This is a genomic window from Caballeronia zhejiangensis (assembly GCF_000698575.1).
Taxonomy (GTDB): domain Bacteria; phylum Pseudomonadota; class Gammaproteobacteria; order Burkholderiales; family Burkholderiaceae; genus Caballeronia; species Caballeronia zhejiangensis.
Genome location: NZ_JFHD01000004.1, coordinates 222,422 through 238,088, shown reverse-complemented (window position 1 = coordinate 238,088; position 15,667 = coordinate 222,422). Strand labels below are relative to the sequence as shown.

Genomic DNA, 15,667 nt, shown 5'->3' with positions numbered 1-15,667 from the left:
AACCGTAAGGACGGTGTCATCCGGGCTAGCACCGATATAAGCCCGAATTATCCGGCGCATCAATAAACAGTATTAGGCGTTATGGTGCGATCTCGCTACGCTTCATCCAATGCGCTCGCTTACCACCGTCGGCGCGCACAGATGGAGACGCTGATGAACACGCGCTGCCGCAGCGAACGGCAATACCGCATTCGTCTAGCCGGTGTTGTCGTCCGCGCGCGGCAGCGCCGATCATGCGCCCGTGCTGATCTTCCAGAACGAGCGCGTGCATCGGCTTCGCGATCAGCGTTATTCGTGGTGCCAGAGACGCTCGACAAGCTCGAAGGCGGCTGCGCGCGGACTCCCTCCCGAATCATTGCGCATAACGGCGGACGCCAACGGGCACACGCCTTTCACAACAGCCGGAGACATTGATGAAATACGAAGATGACGTTCGTGCGCGTTCCTACAAGTTCCGCGACGAATATGTCGATGCCACGCCATGGTGGTATCGCGGCGAAATGCACCTCGGCTTCACATTGCTCTTCACGGGCGGCGTGATCGTCTTTTGTCTGATGCAGCTTCATGCGCCGACGCTCGCCGAATGGCTGGCCGTCATTCCGCTCTTTCTGTTCGGCAACTGGGCGGAATGGGCGGCGCACCGCTATGTGCTGCATCGTCCGACGAAGTATTTCAGCATGATCTACAAGCGCCATTGCGCGGTTCATCACCGGTTCTTCACGCATGTGACGCTTGAATACAAGGGTCACCGCCACTGGCGCGCGCTGCTGTTTCCGCCTTTCGCGCCGGTTGCATTCGTGCTGGCCGCCGTGCCGTTCGCGCTCCTGATCGGGTTCGTATTCTCCCGCAACGCAGGCTACATCGCGCTGTTCACGATGGCGGCATACTTTCTGATGTACGAGGGCCTGCATACGCTCTCGCACGTCACCGACAGCCCGTTCCTCGACCGCGTTCCGTTCGTGAACACAGTGCGGCGCCTGCACGCTACACACCACGATCCCGAAGTGATGGCGACACAGAATTTCAACCTCACGTTCCCGATCTGCGACACGCTGTTCGGCACACGCAGCGACGTTCCCGGTCGTGCGCGTCAACCGTTGGAACGCGGCCACTAAGGCGCTTGTTTCCGCAAAACACAGTCGCTCGCGACGTGGCGTTGCGTACGGCGGCCTCGAACTACCCGGCCGTCGCAGCCGCCTCACGGTTGCGCATGATCCATTCGCTGAAGAGTTTGACCTTCGGCTGACTCGCGACGCACTCCGGATAGACGAAGTAATAGCGTGAGCCCGTTTGGAGCACGGTGTCGAACGGCATGACGAGCCGCCGGGCCGCCACGTCTTCGCTGACCAGCGTCCGGTCGCCGATCGCGACGCCGAACCCTTGCATGGCGGCGTTGGTCGCCAGATCGAGCGTTTCGAATGTCGGTCCGAGCGTCGCGTCGATCTCGCTCGCACCCGCGCAATCGAGCCAGAGCTTCCAGTCGCGGTGATCGCGCGTCGGATGCAGCAACGCATGATGCGCGAGATCAGCCGCGGCGGCGAGCGGACTTTCATTGAGCAGTTCGGGCGAGCACACGGGCGTGAGCTGCTCGTCGAAGAGCGGCACGGCGTGCACGTCCGCACCGGGCGACGAGCCGTAGATGATCGCCGCATCGAACGATTCGACCTCGAAATCGACATCGTGCTGCCAGGTCGTCGTGATCTGCAATTGCAGTTCGGGATGCTCGCTCTGGAAGCGCATGATCCTCGGCAGCATCCATCGCATCACGCAGGTGGGCACTTTCAGCGCGAGATCGGTGCGCTGGCGCGTGAGACGCAGCGATACCTCTTCGATGCGCCCGAAGCTCTCTCTCACGACGGGCAACAGCACGTCGCCTTCCGCCGTCAAGGTCAGGCCCCTTGCGCCGCGGATGAAAAGGGGAAAGCCGAAGTATTCCTCCAGCGCGAGAATCTGTCTGCTGATCGCCCCCTGCGTGAGGCACAGATGTTCCGCCGCACGCGTGAAGCTGCGGTGACGCGCGACGGTCTCGAAGATCTGCAGTGCGTTGAGCGGAGGAAGTCGTCGCATCGGGGCGTGTCTCCGATCATGAAAATCACGTCAGCCGGAAATAGTGTAGCAAGCCGGGCGCGGTGCTAATGCAGTATCTTGCCCAGAAAATCCCTCGCCCGGTCGGACCGCGGATGCGCAAAGAACGCGTCCTTATTTTCGTCTTCCACGATGCGCCCGTGATCCATGAAGATCACCCGGTGCGCGACCTTTCTGGCGAAGCCCATTTCGTGCGTGACGCACATCATCGTCATGCCTTCCTGTGCCAGTTCGACCATCACGTCCAGCACCTCGTTGATCATCTCCGGATCGAGCGCGGAAGTGGGTTCGTCGAACAGCATCGCGACCGGGTCCATCGACAGTGCGCGCGCAATCGCCACGCGCTGCTGCTGGCCGCCTGAAAGCTGCGCGGGATACTTGTCGGCGTGCGCGCGCAGGCCGACGCGCTGGAGCAGACGCAGCGCCTTGTCGGACGCTTCGTCTTTCGAGCGCCCCAGCACTTTCGTCTGCGCGAGCGTGAGGTTGTCCGTGATCGACATGTGCGGAAACAGCTCGAAATGCTGAAACACCATGCCCACTTTCGAGCGCAGTTTCGACAGGTTGGTGCGCCTGTCGTGGACGGACTCCCCGTTGACCGTGATGCTGCCGCTCTGGAACGGCTCGAGCCCGTTGACGGTCTTGATGAGCGTCGACTTGCCGGACCCGGACGGCCCGCAGACCACGACCACTTCGCCTTTGCCGACGGTGGTGGTGCAGTCGGCCAGAACCTGGAACTGGCCGTACCACTTCGACACGTTACCGATGGAAATCATGCGCAAACCTTTTTGAAGTGCGTTAGCCATTGAGACGCGGCTTTTAGCGATGTCTGCCGACGCGATACCGGCGCTCGAGCGCGCGCGCATACCAGGTCAGCGGAAAGCACATCGCGAAGTAGAGCAACGCGACGAGGGCGTAGATCGGGAAGGGACGGAACACTGCGTTGGTGATCATGGTGCCGGTCTTGGTCAGCTCCGTGAGACCGATGATCGACGTGAGCGCCGTGCTCTTCACGACCTGCACGAGAAATCCCACGGTGGGCGGCACGGCGATCTTCCATGCCTGCGGCCAGACGACGTAACGCAACTGCTGCGTCCACGTCATGCCGAGGCTCGCCGCGGCGCTCCACTGGCCGCGCGGCACCGCCTCCACGCAGCCGCGCCAGATGTCGGCGAGACAGGCGCCCGTGTACAGCGTGAGCGTGACGGTCGCGGCAGCCCAGGGCGACACTTCGACGCCCAGCAGCGGCAAGCCGAAGAAGCCGAGGAAAAGCTGCATCAGAAGCGGCGTGCCCTGGAACACCTCGACATACAGCACCACCGTCCGGCGCAGCCACGGCAGCGGCGACACGCGCATGGCGAGCAGCGCCAGTCCCGTGAGGCCGCCTCCGACGAACGCGATCACCGAAAGCACAACCGTCCAGCGCGCGGCCAGCGTCAGGTTGCGGGCGATATCCCACAGCGTGAACTCGATCATCGTGAACGCTCCTTCGGAAGGCCGGGTTCGGCCGCGCCGATGCGCAGGGACAACAGGTTGCGCAGACCGCGCCGGGAAGTGGTCGCGGCCGCGCGGCCGGCCCGTCCCGCGAACAGCCGCTTGCCGAGTCGGTTGATCAGCATGCGCAGCACGATCGACAGCAGCAGATAGATCGCGGTGACGATCACGTAGCACTCGAACGAACGGAAGTTGCGCGACTGAATGAAGCTGGCGGCGTGCGTCAGGTCAGGCACCGAAATCTGCGATACGACCGCGGAGCCGAGCATCACGATCAGCACCTGCCCGAGCAGTGCGGGAAACACGTTGGCGAGCGCCTGCGGCAACACGACGTGGCGGAACACGTGCGGTCCCCGCAGGCCGAGCGCCATCGCGGCCTGGAGCTGTCCGCGCGGTATCGAGTCGATGCCCGCCCGGACGATTTCCGTGGCGTACGCGCCGAGGTTCACCGTCATCGCCAGCACGGCGGCCTCGATTTCGCCGATATGCACGCCGAGGCTGGGCAGCCCGAAGAACACGAAGAAGAGCTGCACGAGAAACGGCGTGTTGCGAATCAGCTCGACATATGCGGTGATCGCCGCGCGGACCGGCTTCGGGCCCGTCACGGCGAGACACGCGCCGCCGATGCCGACCAGGCCGCCCAGCAGCGTCGATATGGCGGTCAGGCCGAGCGTCACCGCGACGCCATGCGCGAGCACATCGACATAGAGGCCGACGTCGCTGAAGTCGAACGTGTAGGTCATCGAGCGATCCTCCCGCGTGCGAGTGAACGGAGCGCTCCGCGCATCACAGGTCGGCCGGCAGCGGTGCGCGTAGCCACTTCTGCGAGATCGCGTTCATCGTGCCGTCCTTCTTCGCCGCGGCGATGGCTTCGTCGACCTTCTGCTTGAGGCGCGGCTCGTTCTTGTTCAGGCCCACGTGATCGGGCGAGCTGAAGAGCGAGAACTTCTGCTCGGGATCGTTCGACGGATGACGGGCGATGATCGTCGCGCCCACGTCGTTGCCCACCACGAGCAGTTGCGCCTGCCCGGCCAGAAACGCGGAGATCGCGCCGTTCGGGTCGTCGAATCGCTTGATCGACGCGGACGGCGGCGCGACCTTGCTCACGCTCAGGTCTTCCAGCGTGCCGCGCGCGACGGCCACGCTCTTGCCGGCAAGGTCGCCCGCGTTCTTCACGGGCAGCGACTTCGGACCGAATACGGCCAGGTTGTACGGCGCGTAGGCCTGCGAGAAGTCGATCACCTTTTCGCGCTCGGGCGTCTTGCCGACCGAGAGCAGCATGTCGGCCTTATGGTCGACGAGATACGCCATGCGGTTGTCGCCGGTGACCTGAATCAGTTCGACCTTCGCGTTGAGGGTCTTGCCGATCAGGCTGGACACGTCGATGTCATAGCCCTGCGGCTTCATGTCCGGCCCGATCGAGCCGAACGGCGGATAGTCCTCGAAGACGCCGATCCGGACGACGCCGGACTTGTTGATCGAGTCGAGCGCGTCGGCGTGCGCCAGCGGCGCGAATGCGCCGAGGCCCGCGATGCCCGAGAAGGCGAGGAGGGCGGCGGTGCGGGCGAGGAAGCGCTGCGCGGAAGTCGTCGTGTGCATGAAGGTCTCTCCTGTGTCGATACGGTGGGCGGCGTGAATTCAGTGCGCGGTGCGTGCCGCGATGAGCTTGCAGGCGTGCGGCGGAAGTTCCGCGAAGACGGGCATGCCGATTCGCAGGTCCGGCGTCTCGCGCGGCGTCGTGGCGGCGGTGAGCGTGACGCCCGCGCAATCGATGGTCGCTTCGAGCGACGCGCCGACATCCCGGATGAACGCCACCTTTCCGGCGAGCACGTTGGGCCCGGGATCGACGGCGCCGTTTACGGCTGTCCGCATGCAGACGTCTTCGGGACGAATCAGCAGGCGGACGTCGCCCGCCGCGCCGCGCGCGGGCGGTGCGGCATCGACGACGATCTGCTGGCCGCCCGGAAGCGCGATCCGGTCTCCGCCTTCGAGCGTGACGGGCAGGATGTTGCCGAGGCCGATGAAGTCGGCGACGAATTCGCTGACGGGATTGCGATAGATGTCGAGCGGCTTGCCGACCTGCGCGATGCGTCCTTTTTCCATGACGACGATCTCGTCGGCCATGGTCATGGCTTCGCGCTGGTCGTGCGTCACCATGATCGTCGTGATGCCGAGGCGCTGCTGCAGGAGACGGATCTCGACCTGCATCGCCTCGCGCAGCTTCGCGTCGAGCGCGGAGAGCGGCTCGTCGAGCAGCAAGAGCTTCGGCGACGACGCGATGGCGCGCGCAATCGCCACGCGCTGGCGCTGTCCGCCCGACAGCCGCGAGACCGGCCGGTCCGCCATGTGCGGCAACCGGATCAGATCGAGCAGCTCGGCGACGCGGCTGGCTTCCGCCTCCTTGCCGACCCGGCGAAGACGCAGCGGATAGGCGATGTTCTGCGCGACCGTCATGTGAGGAAAGAGCGCGAGCGACTGGAACACCATGCCGAAATCGCGTCGGTTCGCGGGCACGTCAGTCAGATCGCGGCCGGCGAAGGCGACCGTTCCGGACGACGCCGTTTCCAGCCCCGCGATGATGCGCAAGAGCGTCGTCTTCCCGCAGCCGGACGGCCCGAGAAAGCACACCAGCTTGCCGTCGGGCACGGCGAGATCGACATGATCGACGGCGTATGCGGCGTGGAAGCGCTTCGTTACCGCCTGAAGTGTCAGATGAGTCATGAGGGTTCCCCGGTTACAGCGCGACGCCTTCGTCGCCGACCAGCTTTTCGAGCAGCCAGATCAACGCAAAGTCGATGAGCACGATGACGACCGCGAACGAGAACACGGTCGGATCGAGCGAGGACACGGTGCGGCTGTACAGCCAGATGGGCAGCGTCATCGTGTCGATGCCGTACAGAAAGAACGTGACCGTGAACTCGTTGAACGAGACGATGAAGGCGAACAGCATGCCGGCGAGAATGCCGGGCCGCATGAGCGGCAGGACCACATCGACGATCGCGCGGCGCGGGCTCGCGCCCATCAGGCACGCGGCTTCCTCGAACTCCGGGCCGATCGCCGCGACCGAGGCGGCGCAGTTCTTCACCGTGAACGGCAAGGCGAGGATCACGTGCGCGATGATGAGCCGCAGAATGCCGAGCTCGACGGGCAGCACGTTGAACACGAGCAGCAGCGAGAGCCCGAGCATCACGAGCGGATAGACCAGCGGCAGCGCGACGAGCTGCTCGATAACCGCCTTGCCGCGGAAGCGATAGCGCGAGAGCGCGTAGGCGGCGGGCACCGAGACGGCGGTGGCGATGATCATCGTCGATACCGCGACGACGAGGCTCGTCGTGAGGGCCGTGCCCATCGAGAGCACATCGCTTGCGTCGGGCGATACGAACGTGTGCCACGCGGCCCGATACCAGCGCAGCCCGAAGCTCGGCGGCGGGAACTGGAGCGTGTCCGAATTGCCGAACGACATCGTCACCATCGTGAGGATCGGCAGGGCGGCGAGAAAGAGCACGACGGTCGCGAGCAGGCTGGCGGCGCGGCTCAGGCGTCCCGGCATGATCGCGGAAAGGCGCAGGGCGCTCATGAACGGGCTTCCTCCGTGCTTTGCATGCCGCGTACGAGCCGTTGCGATACCGACATGACGACGAGCGTCGCCACCATCAGCACCACGCCGGATGCCGACGCGGCGGGCCAGTTCAGAAGCGGCGCCACCTGGTCGTGCACGAGCACGGCGAGCATGGGCACGCGGCGGCCGCCCAGCAGCAGCGGCACGGCGAACGCGCTCGCGTTGTAGGCGAAGACGAGCAGCGCGCCGGAAACGAGACCGGGCATCGCGAGCGGCAGGACGATGTGGCGCAGCGTCTGCGAGCGCGTCGCGCCGAGCGTAGCGGCCGCTTCCTCGTAAGAGCGCGAGATGGCGCGCATGGCGCTCGCGAGCGGCAGCACGGCGAGCGGGAACGCGGTCTGGATCAGGCCGAGCAGCACGCCGTTCTCGCGATAAAGCCACTGCACCGGACGCCGCACGACGCCGGCCGCGAGCAGCGCGTTATTCAGCATGCCCGCCGGCCCGAGCATCACGAGCCAGCCGTAACCCTGCAGCAGCAGATTGACGAGCAGCGGCAGCAGCACGCCGGCAAGAAGGAGCCGGCGAGCGAGCCGCGATTCGGTGCGCGCCATCGCGAGCGCCACCGGAATCGCCAGCGCCACCGCGCAGACCATGCTCTCAAACGCGAGCTTGAGCGTCAGCCCGAGCGAACGCAGGAAGTACGAATCGGCGAGGTCCGCGTAATTGTGAAGCGTGAGTGCGCGCCATTCGTTCCCCGGCACGCCGAAGCTCATGCGCAGCACCGCGAGCGACGCCGCGACGAGCACGGCGAGAAACGCGAGGATCGGCGCGAGCAGCACCCACGGCGGCACCCTGGGCAGCGCGGGAGCCGACGTCTGTCCGGAGGCGGCGTCTGCCAGCGCTGCCGTCCTGCGGCGGAAATAGAGTGCGGACATGGAGCTCAGGCCGAGAAGATTTCCGTATAGCGCTTGATCCACGCCGGTTGCACCGCCGCCAATGCCTTGTCGTCGTGCAGCACGGCGTTCTCCGCGATTTGCTGGGGAGACGGCACGAACGCGCGGCTTTCGGCGGGAATCGCCGCCTTCGAGTTCACCGGACCGTTCAGCACGTCGGCGGCCATGCGGCCTTGCACGCCTGCGTCGAGCGAATGGTTGATGAACGCGTGGATCAGGTCGATGTCGCCCGGATGCGCCTTCGGTATGACCGTGAACATCAGCTGGGTGGCGAAGCCTTCCTTCATCCCATACGTGACGGCCATCTTGTACTCGGGCTTGCGCAATTGATCGGGGAAGAACGCCGGCGAGTAGATGCCGCCGATATCCAGCGAACCCGTGCGGAACAGGTCGGCGACCTGATTCGGATTCTCGCCGAGCGTGAGCACGCGGTCCTTGAGTTGCGCGAGCTTCGCGAAGCCCGGTTCGATGTTCTGCTGCGAGCCGCCCGCCATCTTGGCGGCGATGATCGCGAGATCGACCGCTTCGGCCCATTCCGGCGGCGGCAGGAAAATCCGCCCCGCATACTTGGGATCCCAAAGCGCTTCGTAGGTCGTGGGCGCCGTCTTGACCGACGACGTGCTGTAGACGAGACCGTCCGACCACAACAGATAGCCGATGCCGAAGCCGTTGGCGCCCGTTTGATACCGCGCGGCGACATCCTTCAGGTTGGGGAGTTTGTTCAGATCGGGCTTCATCAGCAGACCGGCATCCGCGAGACCCGAGGCGCCCACGCCCGCGAGCGTGATGACGTCGTAGGTCGGGCGGTCTCCGGCCGCTTTCACTTTCGCCACCATGCCGGAGGTGCCGTCGGCGCGATCGGCGATGACCTGCGCGCCGGTCTTCTGGCTGAACGTCGCGGCAATGTTGCGCAAGGCCGCCGCGCCGGTGTCGTCGGACCATGTGAGCAGGCGCAGCGTCTTGCCGGCGAAGCTCCTCTCCTGCGCCTTCGCGGTGCTGATGAACGGCATCGGCAGACTCGATGCGGCGAGCGCCATGCCGATGGTCTTGATGGCCTGCCTTCTGCCTCGTTTGATGTCATGCATGGTTCACTCCTCGCTGAACGTGCAGCAGTCGGTCAATGCGGTCGGTCGATCAACAGCGGCGTTGTGAGAGCACTCTAGGTACGCAAAATTTCGGCAACAATCGAAATCTCGGCATGGTTGCCATGAGCCGAACGCATGGCTCGGCCTTAACAAAAGCTTTCAGTCGGAATCGGCCGCAGTCAGCACCTGCTTGATTTCCTGGAAGGCCGCGAGTCCGAACGGCCCGAGTTCGCGGCCGATGCTGCTCTTCTTGAAGCCGCCCCAGGATGTCTGAGGAAAGATCAGTTGCGGCGCGTTGATCCAGACGACGCCCGCCTGCAACGCGGCCGCCACGCGCTGTCCGCGTGCCGCGTCGCGCGTGACGACGCTTGCGACCAGCCCGAACTCGGTGTCGTTGGCGGTGGCGATCGCTTCGTCTTCCGTGTCGAAGCTGCGCACGCACAAGACGGGTCCGAAGATCTCTTCGCGCCACACGGCGCTGCCGGCGGGCACGTCGACGAACATCGTTGGCTGCACGAAGTATCCGGGTCCGTCGGGCGCCTGGCCCTGGACCACGAGGCTCGCGCCGTCCGCCTTGCCCCGCGCGATGAAGCGTTGCACGCGTTCGTGCTGCGCGCGGTTCGTGAGCGGCCCCATCTGCACGGCGGCGGCGAACGGATCGCCGACGACGGTGCGCGCGACCCGGTCGGCGAGGCGAGCGATCAGCGCCTGCGCGAGCGGCCGTTCGACCAGCACGCGCGACGTGGCCGAGCACATCTGTCCGGCATTGAAGAACGCACCGCCGATGACGAGATCGACGGCGAGATCGAGGTCGGCGTCCGCGAAAACGACGATGGACGACTTGCCGCCCAGTTCGAGGCTCACGCCCTTGATGGACTGCGCCGCCGCCTTCATGACCTGCTCGCCGACCGCCGTGCTGCCGGTGAACGAGACCTTGGCGATGAGCGGATGCGTGGTCAGCGCCGCGCCGACATCGGTGCCGGCGCCGGTCACGATGTTGAACACGCCGGGTGGCAGGCCGGCCTGCTCGACGATCGCGGCCAGCGCCAGTTCCGGCAGCGGGGTGAATTCGGAAGGCTTGAGCACGACCGTGCATCCCGCGGCGAGCGCGGGCGCGAGTTTCCAGGCCGTGGTCACCATCGGGAAATTCCACGGCACGATCAGGCCGACCACGCCCGCGGGTTCACGGCGGATCACCGCGCGATGCCGGTCGCTCGGGATGGCGATCGCTTCGCCCGGTTCATCCAGCCGTTCGGCCAGCCCGGCGTAGTAGTCGAAGGTGGCGACCACGTCGCCGACATCGATGCGGGATTCGGCGATCGGCTTGCCGTTGTTGAGCGACTGAAGCGCGGCGAGTTGCTCGGCACTGGCTTCCACGCCGCGTGCGATCGCTCGCAGAAAGGCGGCGCGCGCGGCGCCCGAAGTCTGTTTCCAGGCGCGCCATGCGTGCGACGCGGCGCGCACCGCGCGATCGACGTCGGCGGGACCGGCCGCGTCCACTTCGGCGATCGTCTCTTCGGTCGATGGATTGATGACGGGCAAGCGTTGCCGCGTTTCGGGCGCGCACCAGCAGCCGTCGATGAAGAGCTGGGTGCGCAGCGGAAAGTCGAAGACGGGGCGTGCGTCCGCGTTCATGACGGCACCCGTGCAAACCAGTCGGCTTCGCGGACCTCGATCACGGTCGGGACGTCGCGCGATGCTGCGCGCCGCAGCTCGGCTTCGAGGGTCCGCGGGTCGTCGACTCTTGCGGCCTCGCATCCGAAGGCTTTGGCGAGCGCGGCGAAGTCGGGCGTGTAGATATCGACGCCGACGGGCGTGATATCGCGTTGCGCCATGTATTTGCGGATCTCGCCGTAGCCGAAGTTGTTCCACACCAGCACGATCACGGGCACGCGCGCCTCCACGGCGCTCGCCAGTTCCGGCAGCGTGAACTGCAGACCGCCATCGCCGATCAGGCAGACGACCGGCCGCCTGGGCGCGGCGAGCTTCGCGCCGATGGCGGCGGGCAGTCCATACCCGAGCGTGCCGTAGCCGGTCGACGAGTTGAACCATGAGCGCGGCGCCGGTGCATCGTGGAGAAAGTTGCCCGCGTAGACCGGGCTCGTCGAATCGCCTGCAATGACGACGCCGGGCAAGGTGCCGACGATCGTGTCGATCAGGCGCTGCTGCGAGCGCATCGCGGCGTCGTAGCCGGCCAGGTTGGCGGCCCGCACCGCGGCGACGCGCGCCGCGCCCCAGTCCGTCGCGGCCGGGCGAACGGGACGCTCGTGCAGTCTCGTCGACAGCTCGCTCAACGCCTCGCGCGCGTCGCTGACGATGGCCACATCCGGACGAACGTTGCGCATCAGTTGTTGCGCATCGATATCGATGCGGATGAGCTTGCCTGCGATCGCAAAGCCGCCGTCGAAGACGACGTCGTAATCGGTTTCGCCCAGTTCGGTTCCGACCGCGAGCACTACGTCGGCTTCGCGGATCATCGCGCGGGTGTGCGGCAGCGACTGCGTGGACCCGATGAGAAGCGGCTGTCCGGACGGCAGCAGACCTTTCGCATTGGTCGTGAGCGCCACCGGCGCCTGCAGCCGCTCGGCGAGTTCGCGCAGTTCGGCGGCAGCGTCGGCCGCGCCGCCGCCAGCGAGAATCAGCGGGCGGCGCGCCTCCGCGAGCAGTTCCGCGGCGGCGGCGAGCGCGGCGGGGTGTGCAGCGGGTTTCGCCGCACGCACGGCGCACGACGCCTCGATGACGCCCGCCGGCGACACGATGACGTCGAGCGGGATCTCGATATGCACCGGCCGCGGCCGGGCGCTCTCGAACACCGCGAACGCGCGGGCCAGCACCTGAGGCAGATCGGCGGCATCGAGCAAGGTGTGCGAGAACGCGCCGAGCCCGTTGAATACTTCGCGCTGCGAGGGCAGTTCGTGCAGGCGTCCGTCGCCGCTGCCGAGTTCGCTGCGCGCATTGACGCTCGATATCACGAGCATCGGGATGGAATCGGCATGGGCCTGTGCCATCGCGGTCGCGATATTGGTCATGCCCGGACCGGTGATGATGAAGCACACGCCGGGCTTGCCGGTGACACGCGCATATCCGTCGGCCATGAAGCCCGCGCCCTGTTCGTGACGGGGCGTCACGTGCCGGATCGACGAGCGCGCAAGACCGCGATAGAGCTCTACTGTGTGCACCCCCGGGATGCCGAAGACATACTGGACCCCGTAAATCTCGAGCAAGGTGACGAGCGATTCGCCACAGGTTCGATGGCGCGAGCCGGCCTGGCCGTTTGCCGTTCTCACGTTGCGATCGTCGAAGTGCCTGGTGGATTCACGAAGGTTCATCGGTCGTTGCATTCCTGATTGGTTGGACTGCGGAGGCGGCTGGGGTGCAATCATTCTCGACGCGGCTCCGTCGCGAAGCCAATCGAAAAGATCTCATGAGGCGCATCAGATTTCGGCATGGGTCAGGCAGGCCGCGCGTGGATGGATGGCAGCCCCGCGGCGGGCTCGTGCTCCGTGCTTCGGAAGCGCATCGCGGATCTTCAGCTCGGGACACGCGGCTGCGTGAAATGCGACGCTCGCGCTGGTCGGCGGACCGATCCGCATCGGCCTGACAGATGAAGAGGTGGAACAGCGCGGCTCGCCGGATCCGGATAGTCCCTCGACTGCAATAGTTATTCGGGAAAGCGCGCATAGCATCCGGCAAACGCTTCGTTTGCTCGCAATGGGGGCGAACGTACCATCATTCGTTCAACCCGCTCCCGGTCATTCCCGCCCGCCTGCCCATGAACGTTCCCCGCTATCCTTCCGCCGCGCTACGGCTCGATGCCGGCGCGCCCCCCGAACGGGACGACAAGCGCACAAACGATACGCGCGCGCTAGTCGACCTGCCCACACGCGAAGCGGCGCAGGCACGCGCGCGCACGTTGAGCGCGCTGCGCTCGCGGGGTTTGCGCATCGGCGTTCCGCTCGCGTTGATCGTGTTGTGGCAGCTTGCATCCTCGCTGCAACTCGTCGCGCCCGAAACCTTGCCGCCGCCGACCGTCATCGTCGCGGCACTGAAGGAACTGATCGCGGACGGCGAACTGCAAAGCGCGATCGGCGTGTCGCTCGTGCGCGCGGCGACGGGCTTGGCCATCGGCGGCGGCATCGGTCTTTTGGCGGGCCTGTTTGCGGGCCTGTGGCGCGTCGGCGAAGAGATCGTCGATGCGCCACTGCAGATGCTGCGCACCATTCCGTTCATTGCCCTGATTCCGCTCTTCATCACCTGGTTCGGCATCGGTGAAGGCGCGAAGGTCGCCGTGATCCTCGCGGCCACCATCTTTCCGATGTATCTCAACACGTATGCCGGCGTGCGCGGCGTCGATCCGAAGCTGCTCGAAGCGGCGCGCGTTTTCGGGCTGTCGAGCCGGCAGATGGCGCTGCGCATCATTCTGCCGACGGCGCTGCCATCGATCCTCGTCGGCGTGCGCTATTCGAGCGCCGTCGCCTTGCTCGCGCTCGTCGTCGCGGAGCAGATCAACGCGCAGAACGGCATCGGCTACATCCTCGTGAACGCGAACCAGAATCAGCGCGCGGACATCATCATCGCGGGCATTCTGGTGTATGCGGCGCTCGGCATCGTCACCGATCTCGTGATGCGCGCGCTCGAACATCTCGCCCTGCCGTGGAGGCCGCGTTTTGAACTCGCCTGACATCGAACGCTCCGACGCGTTGCAACAGCGCGAAGCCGCGCTCGAACTCGACCGCGTGAGCCGCGTGTTCTCAGGGCGCGCGGTGCTGAAGGACGTCTCGCTCACCATCAGGCGCGGCCAGTTCGTGTCGATGCTCGGCGCATCGGGCGCGGGCAAGACGACGCTGTTGCGCATCCTCGCCGGGCTCGATCGCGCCGACAGCGGTCGCGTGCGCGTCGCGGGCGCGCGTTCCGTCGTGTTTCAGGAGCCGCGTCTCGTGCCCGCCAAGCGCGTATGGGAAAACGTCGTCATCGGCCACGACCGCCTGGGCGCGGCGAAGCAGTCCGCGCTCGCCGCGCTCGACGAAGTCGGCTTGTCGCGCCACGCGCAAGGCTGGCCGAAGACGCTTTCCGGCGGCGAGGCGCAACGCGTCGCGCTCGCGCGTGCGCTCGTGCGCGAGCCGAAGCTCTTGTTGCTCGACGAACCCTTCGCCGCGCTCGATGCGTTGACGCGCATCCGCATGTACGAACTCGTCGCGCGTCTGTGGCGCGCGCATACGCCTGCGGTCGTGCTCGTGACGCACGACATCGACGAAGCGATTCTGCTGTCCGATCGCATCGTCGTGCTATCGCAAGGCGAGATCAGCGCGGATGTGACGGTCGATTCTCCGCGTCCGCGTTCGCGCGGCGACGAGCACGCCATCGCGTTGCGCGCGCGGCTGCTCGCGGAACTCGGCGTCGACGACGCTGCATTGCAAGCCGCGTCCCGAAACGCGGCATGAAGACTTCATTCACTCAGACCACACGTTCATGCGCATCAGGAAACGCTTCATCGCTTTTTTCGTGACGAGTTTCGTCGCGGGGTCGTCGGCATCGTTCGCGCAAGGCGAACCGCTGACGCTCACGATCGGCACGCAGGACGCCGCATGGCCATTGATCGTCGAAGCGTCGCACGTGCTCGACGGCGCGCCGTACAAAGTCAAATGGGCCGTGCTGACCGGTCCGGCGGCGCAACTGTCCGCGCTGTATTCGAAGGTGCTCGATGTCGGGCTGATGGGCGATACGTCGCTCATCATCGAACAGGGCAACGCACGCACGCCGTGGACCGCGGACACCGCGCCCTTGCAGATCATCGCGGGCTGGCGCAATCCGGATAGCAGCTATCCGCCTATCGTCACGGTCGTGCGCAAGAGCGCCGACGTCAAGGACCTCGCCGATCTCAAGGGCAAAACGTGGGGCTATAACTTCGGCGGCTTCAACTATCTGCAATACGTGCTCTCGTATGTGAAGGCCGGACTCAAGCCGAAGGACTTCGAAGCCGTCAAGTTCGGCGACGGCAACGTGTCCGCGTCCGCGTTCAATGCGGGGCAGGTCGCGGTGTATTCGGGCGGCTACGGCCCGGTCAAGGAAACGGTGGACAAGGGCGATGCGCGCGTCATCATCAGGAGCGACGAACTCGACATACCGGCGTTGTCCGTGTTCACCGCCCGCACCGACGTGCTGCGCGATCCGAAGAAGAGCGAGGCGCTCGGCGACTTCCTCGGCCGCCTGAAGAACTCGTGGACGTGGTGGGCGCAGAACGTGCCGGCTGTCGAGAAGATCTATCTCGAGAAGATGAAGCAAAGCCCGGCGCGCGCGAAATTCTCCGCCGAAAACGGACGTTCCCGGTTCTATCCGCTCGACAAGGAACTGGTGGCGCGCGAGCAGAAGATCGCGGACACGCTCTATAAATCCGGCGACATCAAGAATCAGATCAAGGTGGACGTAGAGTTCAACCCGGTGTTCGACAGGCAGGCCGTCGCATCGCACTGAAGCTTCGCGGAAACGGCGTGCCT

15 protein-coding genes are annotated in these 15,667 nt (G+C 65.7%); 4 read left to right on the top strand and 11 right to left on the bottom strand.

The window, feature by feature from the left end:
* The first annotated feature begins 413 nt into the window (after positions 1-413).
* The gene (locus tag BG60_RS08930; RefSeq protein ID WP_008345438.1) at positions 414-1,115 is read left to right on the top strand and encodes a sterol desaturase family protein; all 702 of its coding nucleotides are present in this window, start codon (positions 414-416) and stop codon (positions 1,113-1,115) included.
* Positions 1,116-1,176: 61 nt separating this feature from the next.
* Here the strand turns inward: BG60_RS08930 and BG60_RS08925 are convergent, their stop codons facing one another.
* The 11 genes from BG60_RS08925 to BG60_RS08875 form a co-directional block, all read right to left on the bottom strand.
* Positions 1,177-2,067 (bottom strand): LysR substrate-binding domain-containing protein, encoded by an 891-nt coding sequence (locus BG60_RS08925; protein ID WP_008345439.1) that lies wholly within the window; start codon positions 2,065-2,067, stop codon positions 1,177-1,179.
* Positions 2,068-2,132: 65 nt separating this feature from the next.
* The gene (locus tag BG60_RS08920) at positions 2,133-2,858 is read right to left on the bottom strand and encodes an amino acid ABC transporter ATP-binding protein (protein ID WP_008345440.1); all 726 of its coding nucleotides are present in this window, start codon (positions 2,856-2,858) and stop codon (positions 2,133-2,135) included.
* 43 nt (positions 2,859-2,901) lie between these two features.
* Complete coding sequence (locus BG60_RS08915; RefSeq protein WP_008345442.1) at positions 2,902-3,558, bottom strand: amino acid ABC transporter permease; 657 nt, start codon at positions 3,556-3,558, stop codon at positions 2,902-2,904.
* Positions 3,555-4,319, bottom strand: coding sequence for an amino acid ABC transporter permease (locus tag BG60_RS08910; RefSeq protein ID WP_008345443.1), 765 nt, complete (start codon positions 4,317-4,319; stop codon positions 3,555-3,557). The genes BG60_RS08915 and BG60_RS08910 overlap by 4 nt, the downstream gene beginning before the upstream one ends.
* 43 nt (positions 4,320-4,362) lie before the next feature.
* Positions 4,363-5,175 (bottom strand): transporter substrate-binding domain-containing protein, encoded by an 813-nt coding sequence (locus BG60_RS08905; protein WP_008345445.1) that lies wholly within the window; start codon positions 5,173-5,175, stop codon positions 4,363-4,365.
* A gap of 39 nt (positions 5,176-5,214) precedes the next feature.
* On the bottom strand, positions 5,215-6,297 hold the full coding sequence (locus tag BG60_RS08900) for an ABC transporter ATP-binding protein (RefSeq protein ID WP_034471128.1): 1,083 nt from the start codon (positions 6,295-6,297) through the stop codon (positions 5,215-5,217).
* A gap of 13 nt (positions 6,298-6,310) precedes the next feature.
* Entirely contained in the window at positions 6,311-7,153 is an 843-nt protein-coding gene (locus tag BG60_RS08895) for an ABC transporter permease (protein ID WP_008345448.1), read from the bottom strand.
* Positions 7,150-8,070: an ABC transporter permease gene (locus BG60_RS08890; protein ID WP_008345449.1), complete on the bottom strand. Its 921-nt coding sequence runs from the start codon at positions 8,068-8,070 to the stop codon at positions 7,150-7,152. Before BG60_RS08890 ends, BG60_RS08895 begins: the two co-directional genes overlap by 4 nt.
* 5 nt (positions 8,071-8,075) lie before the next feature.
* Positions 8,076-9,173 (bottom strand): ABC transporter substrate-binding protein, encoded by a 1,098-nt coding sequence (locus tag BG60_RS08885; protein WP_008345450.1) that lies wholly within the window; start codon positions 9,171-9,173, stop codon positions 8,076-8,078.
* A gap of 159 nt (positions 9,174-9,332) precedes the next feature.
* Positions 9,333-10,808: an aldehyde dehydrogenase family protein gene (locus BG60_RS08880; RefSeq protein WP_008345452.1), complete on the bottom strand. Its 1,476-nt coding sequence runs from the start codon at positions 10,806-10,808 to the stop codon at positions 9,333-9,335.
* The gene (locus tag BG60_RS08875; RefSeq protein ID WP_008345454.1) at positions 10,805-12,502 is read right to left on the bottom strand and encodes a 5-guanidino-2-oxopentanoate decarboxylase; all 1,698 of its coding nucleotides are present in this window, start codon (positions 12,500-12,502) and stop codon (positions 10,805-10,807) included. The genes BG60_RS08880 and BG60_RS08875 overlap by 4 nt, the downstream gene beginning before the upstream one ends.
* 443 nt (positions 12,503-12,945) lie before the next feature.
* On the opposite strand from BG60_RS08875, the gene BG60_RS08870 reads away from it, so the two are divergent.
* From BG60_RS08870 to BG60_RS08860, 3 genes are all read left to right on the top strand, one after another.
* Entirely contained in the window at positions 12,946-13,854 is a 909-nt protein-coding gene (locus BG60_RS08870; protein ID WP_008345455.1) for an ABC transporter permease, read from the top strand.
* Positions 13,841-14,614 (top strand): ABC transporter ATP-binding protein, encoded by a 774-nt coding sequence (locus BG60_RS08865; protein ID WP_008345456.1) that lies wholly within the window; start codon positions 13,841-13,843, stop codon positions 14,612-14,614. The genes BG60_RS08870 and BG60_RS08865 overlap by 14 nt, the downstream gene beginning before the upstream one ends.
* Before the next feature lie 61 nt (positions 14,615-14,675).
* Positions 14,676-15,644 (top strand): ABC transporter substrate-binding protein, encoded by a 969-nt coding sequence (locus BG60_RS08860; RefSeq protein ID WP_235366136.1) that lies wholly within the window; start codon positions 14,676-14,678, stop codon positions 15,642-15,644.
* The last annotated feature ends 23 nt before the right edge of the window (positions 15,645-15,667 follow it).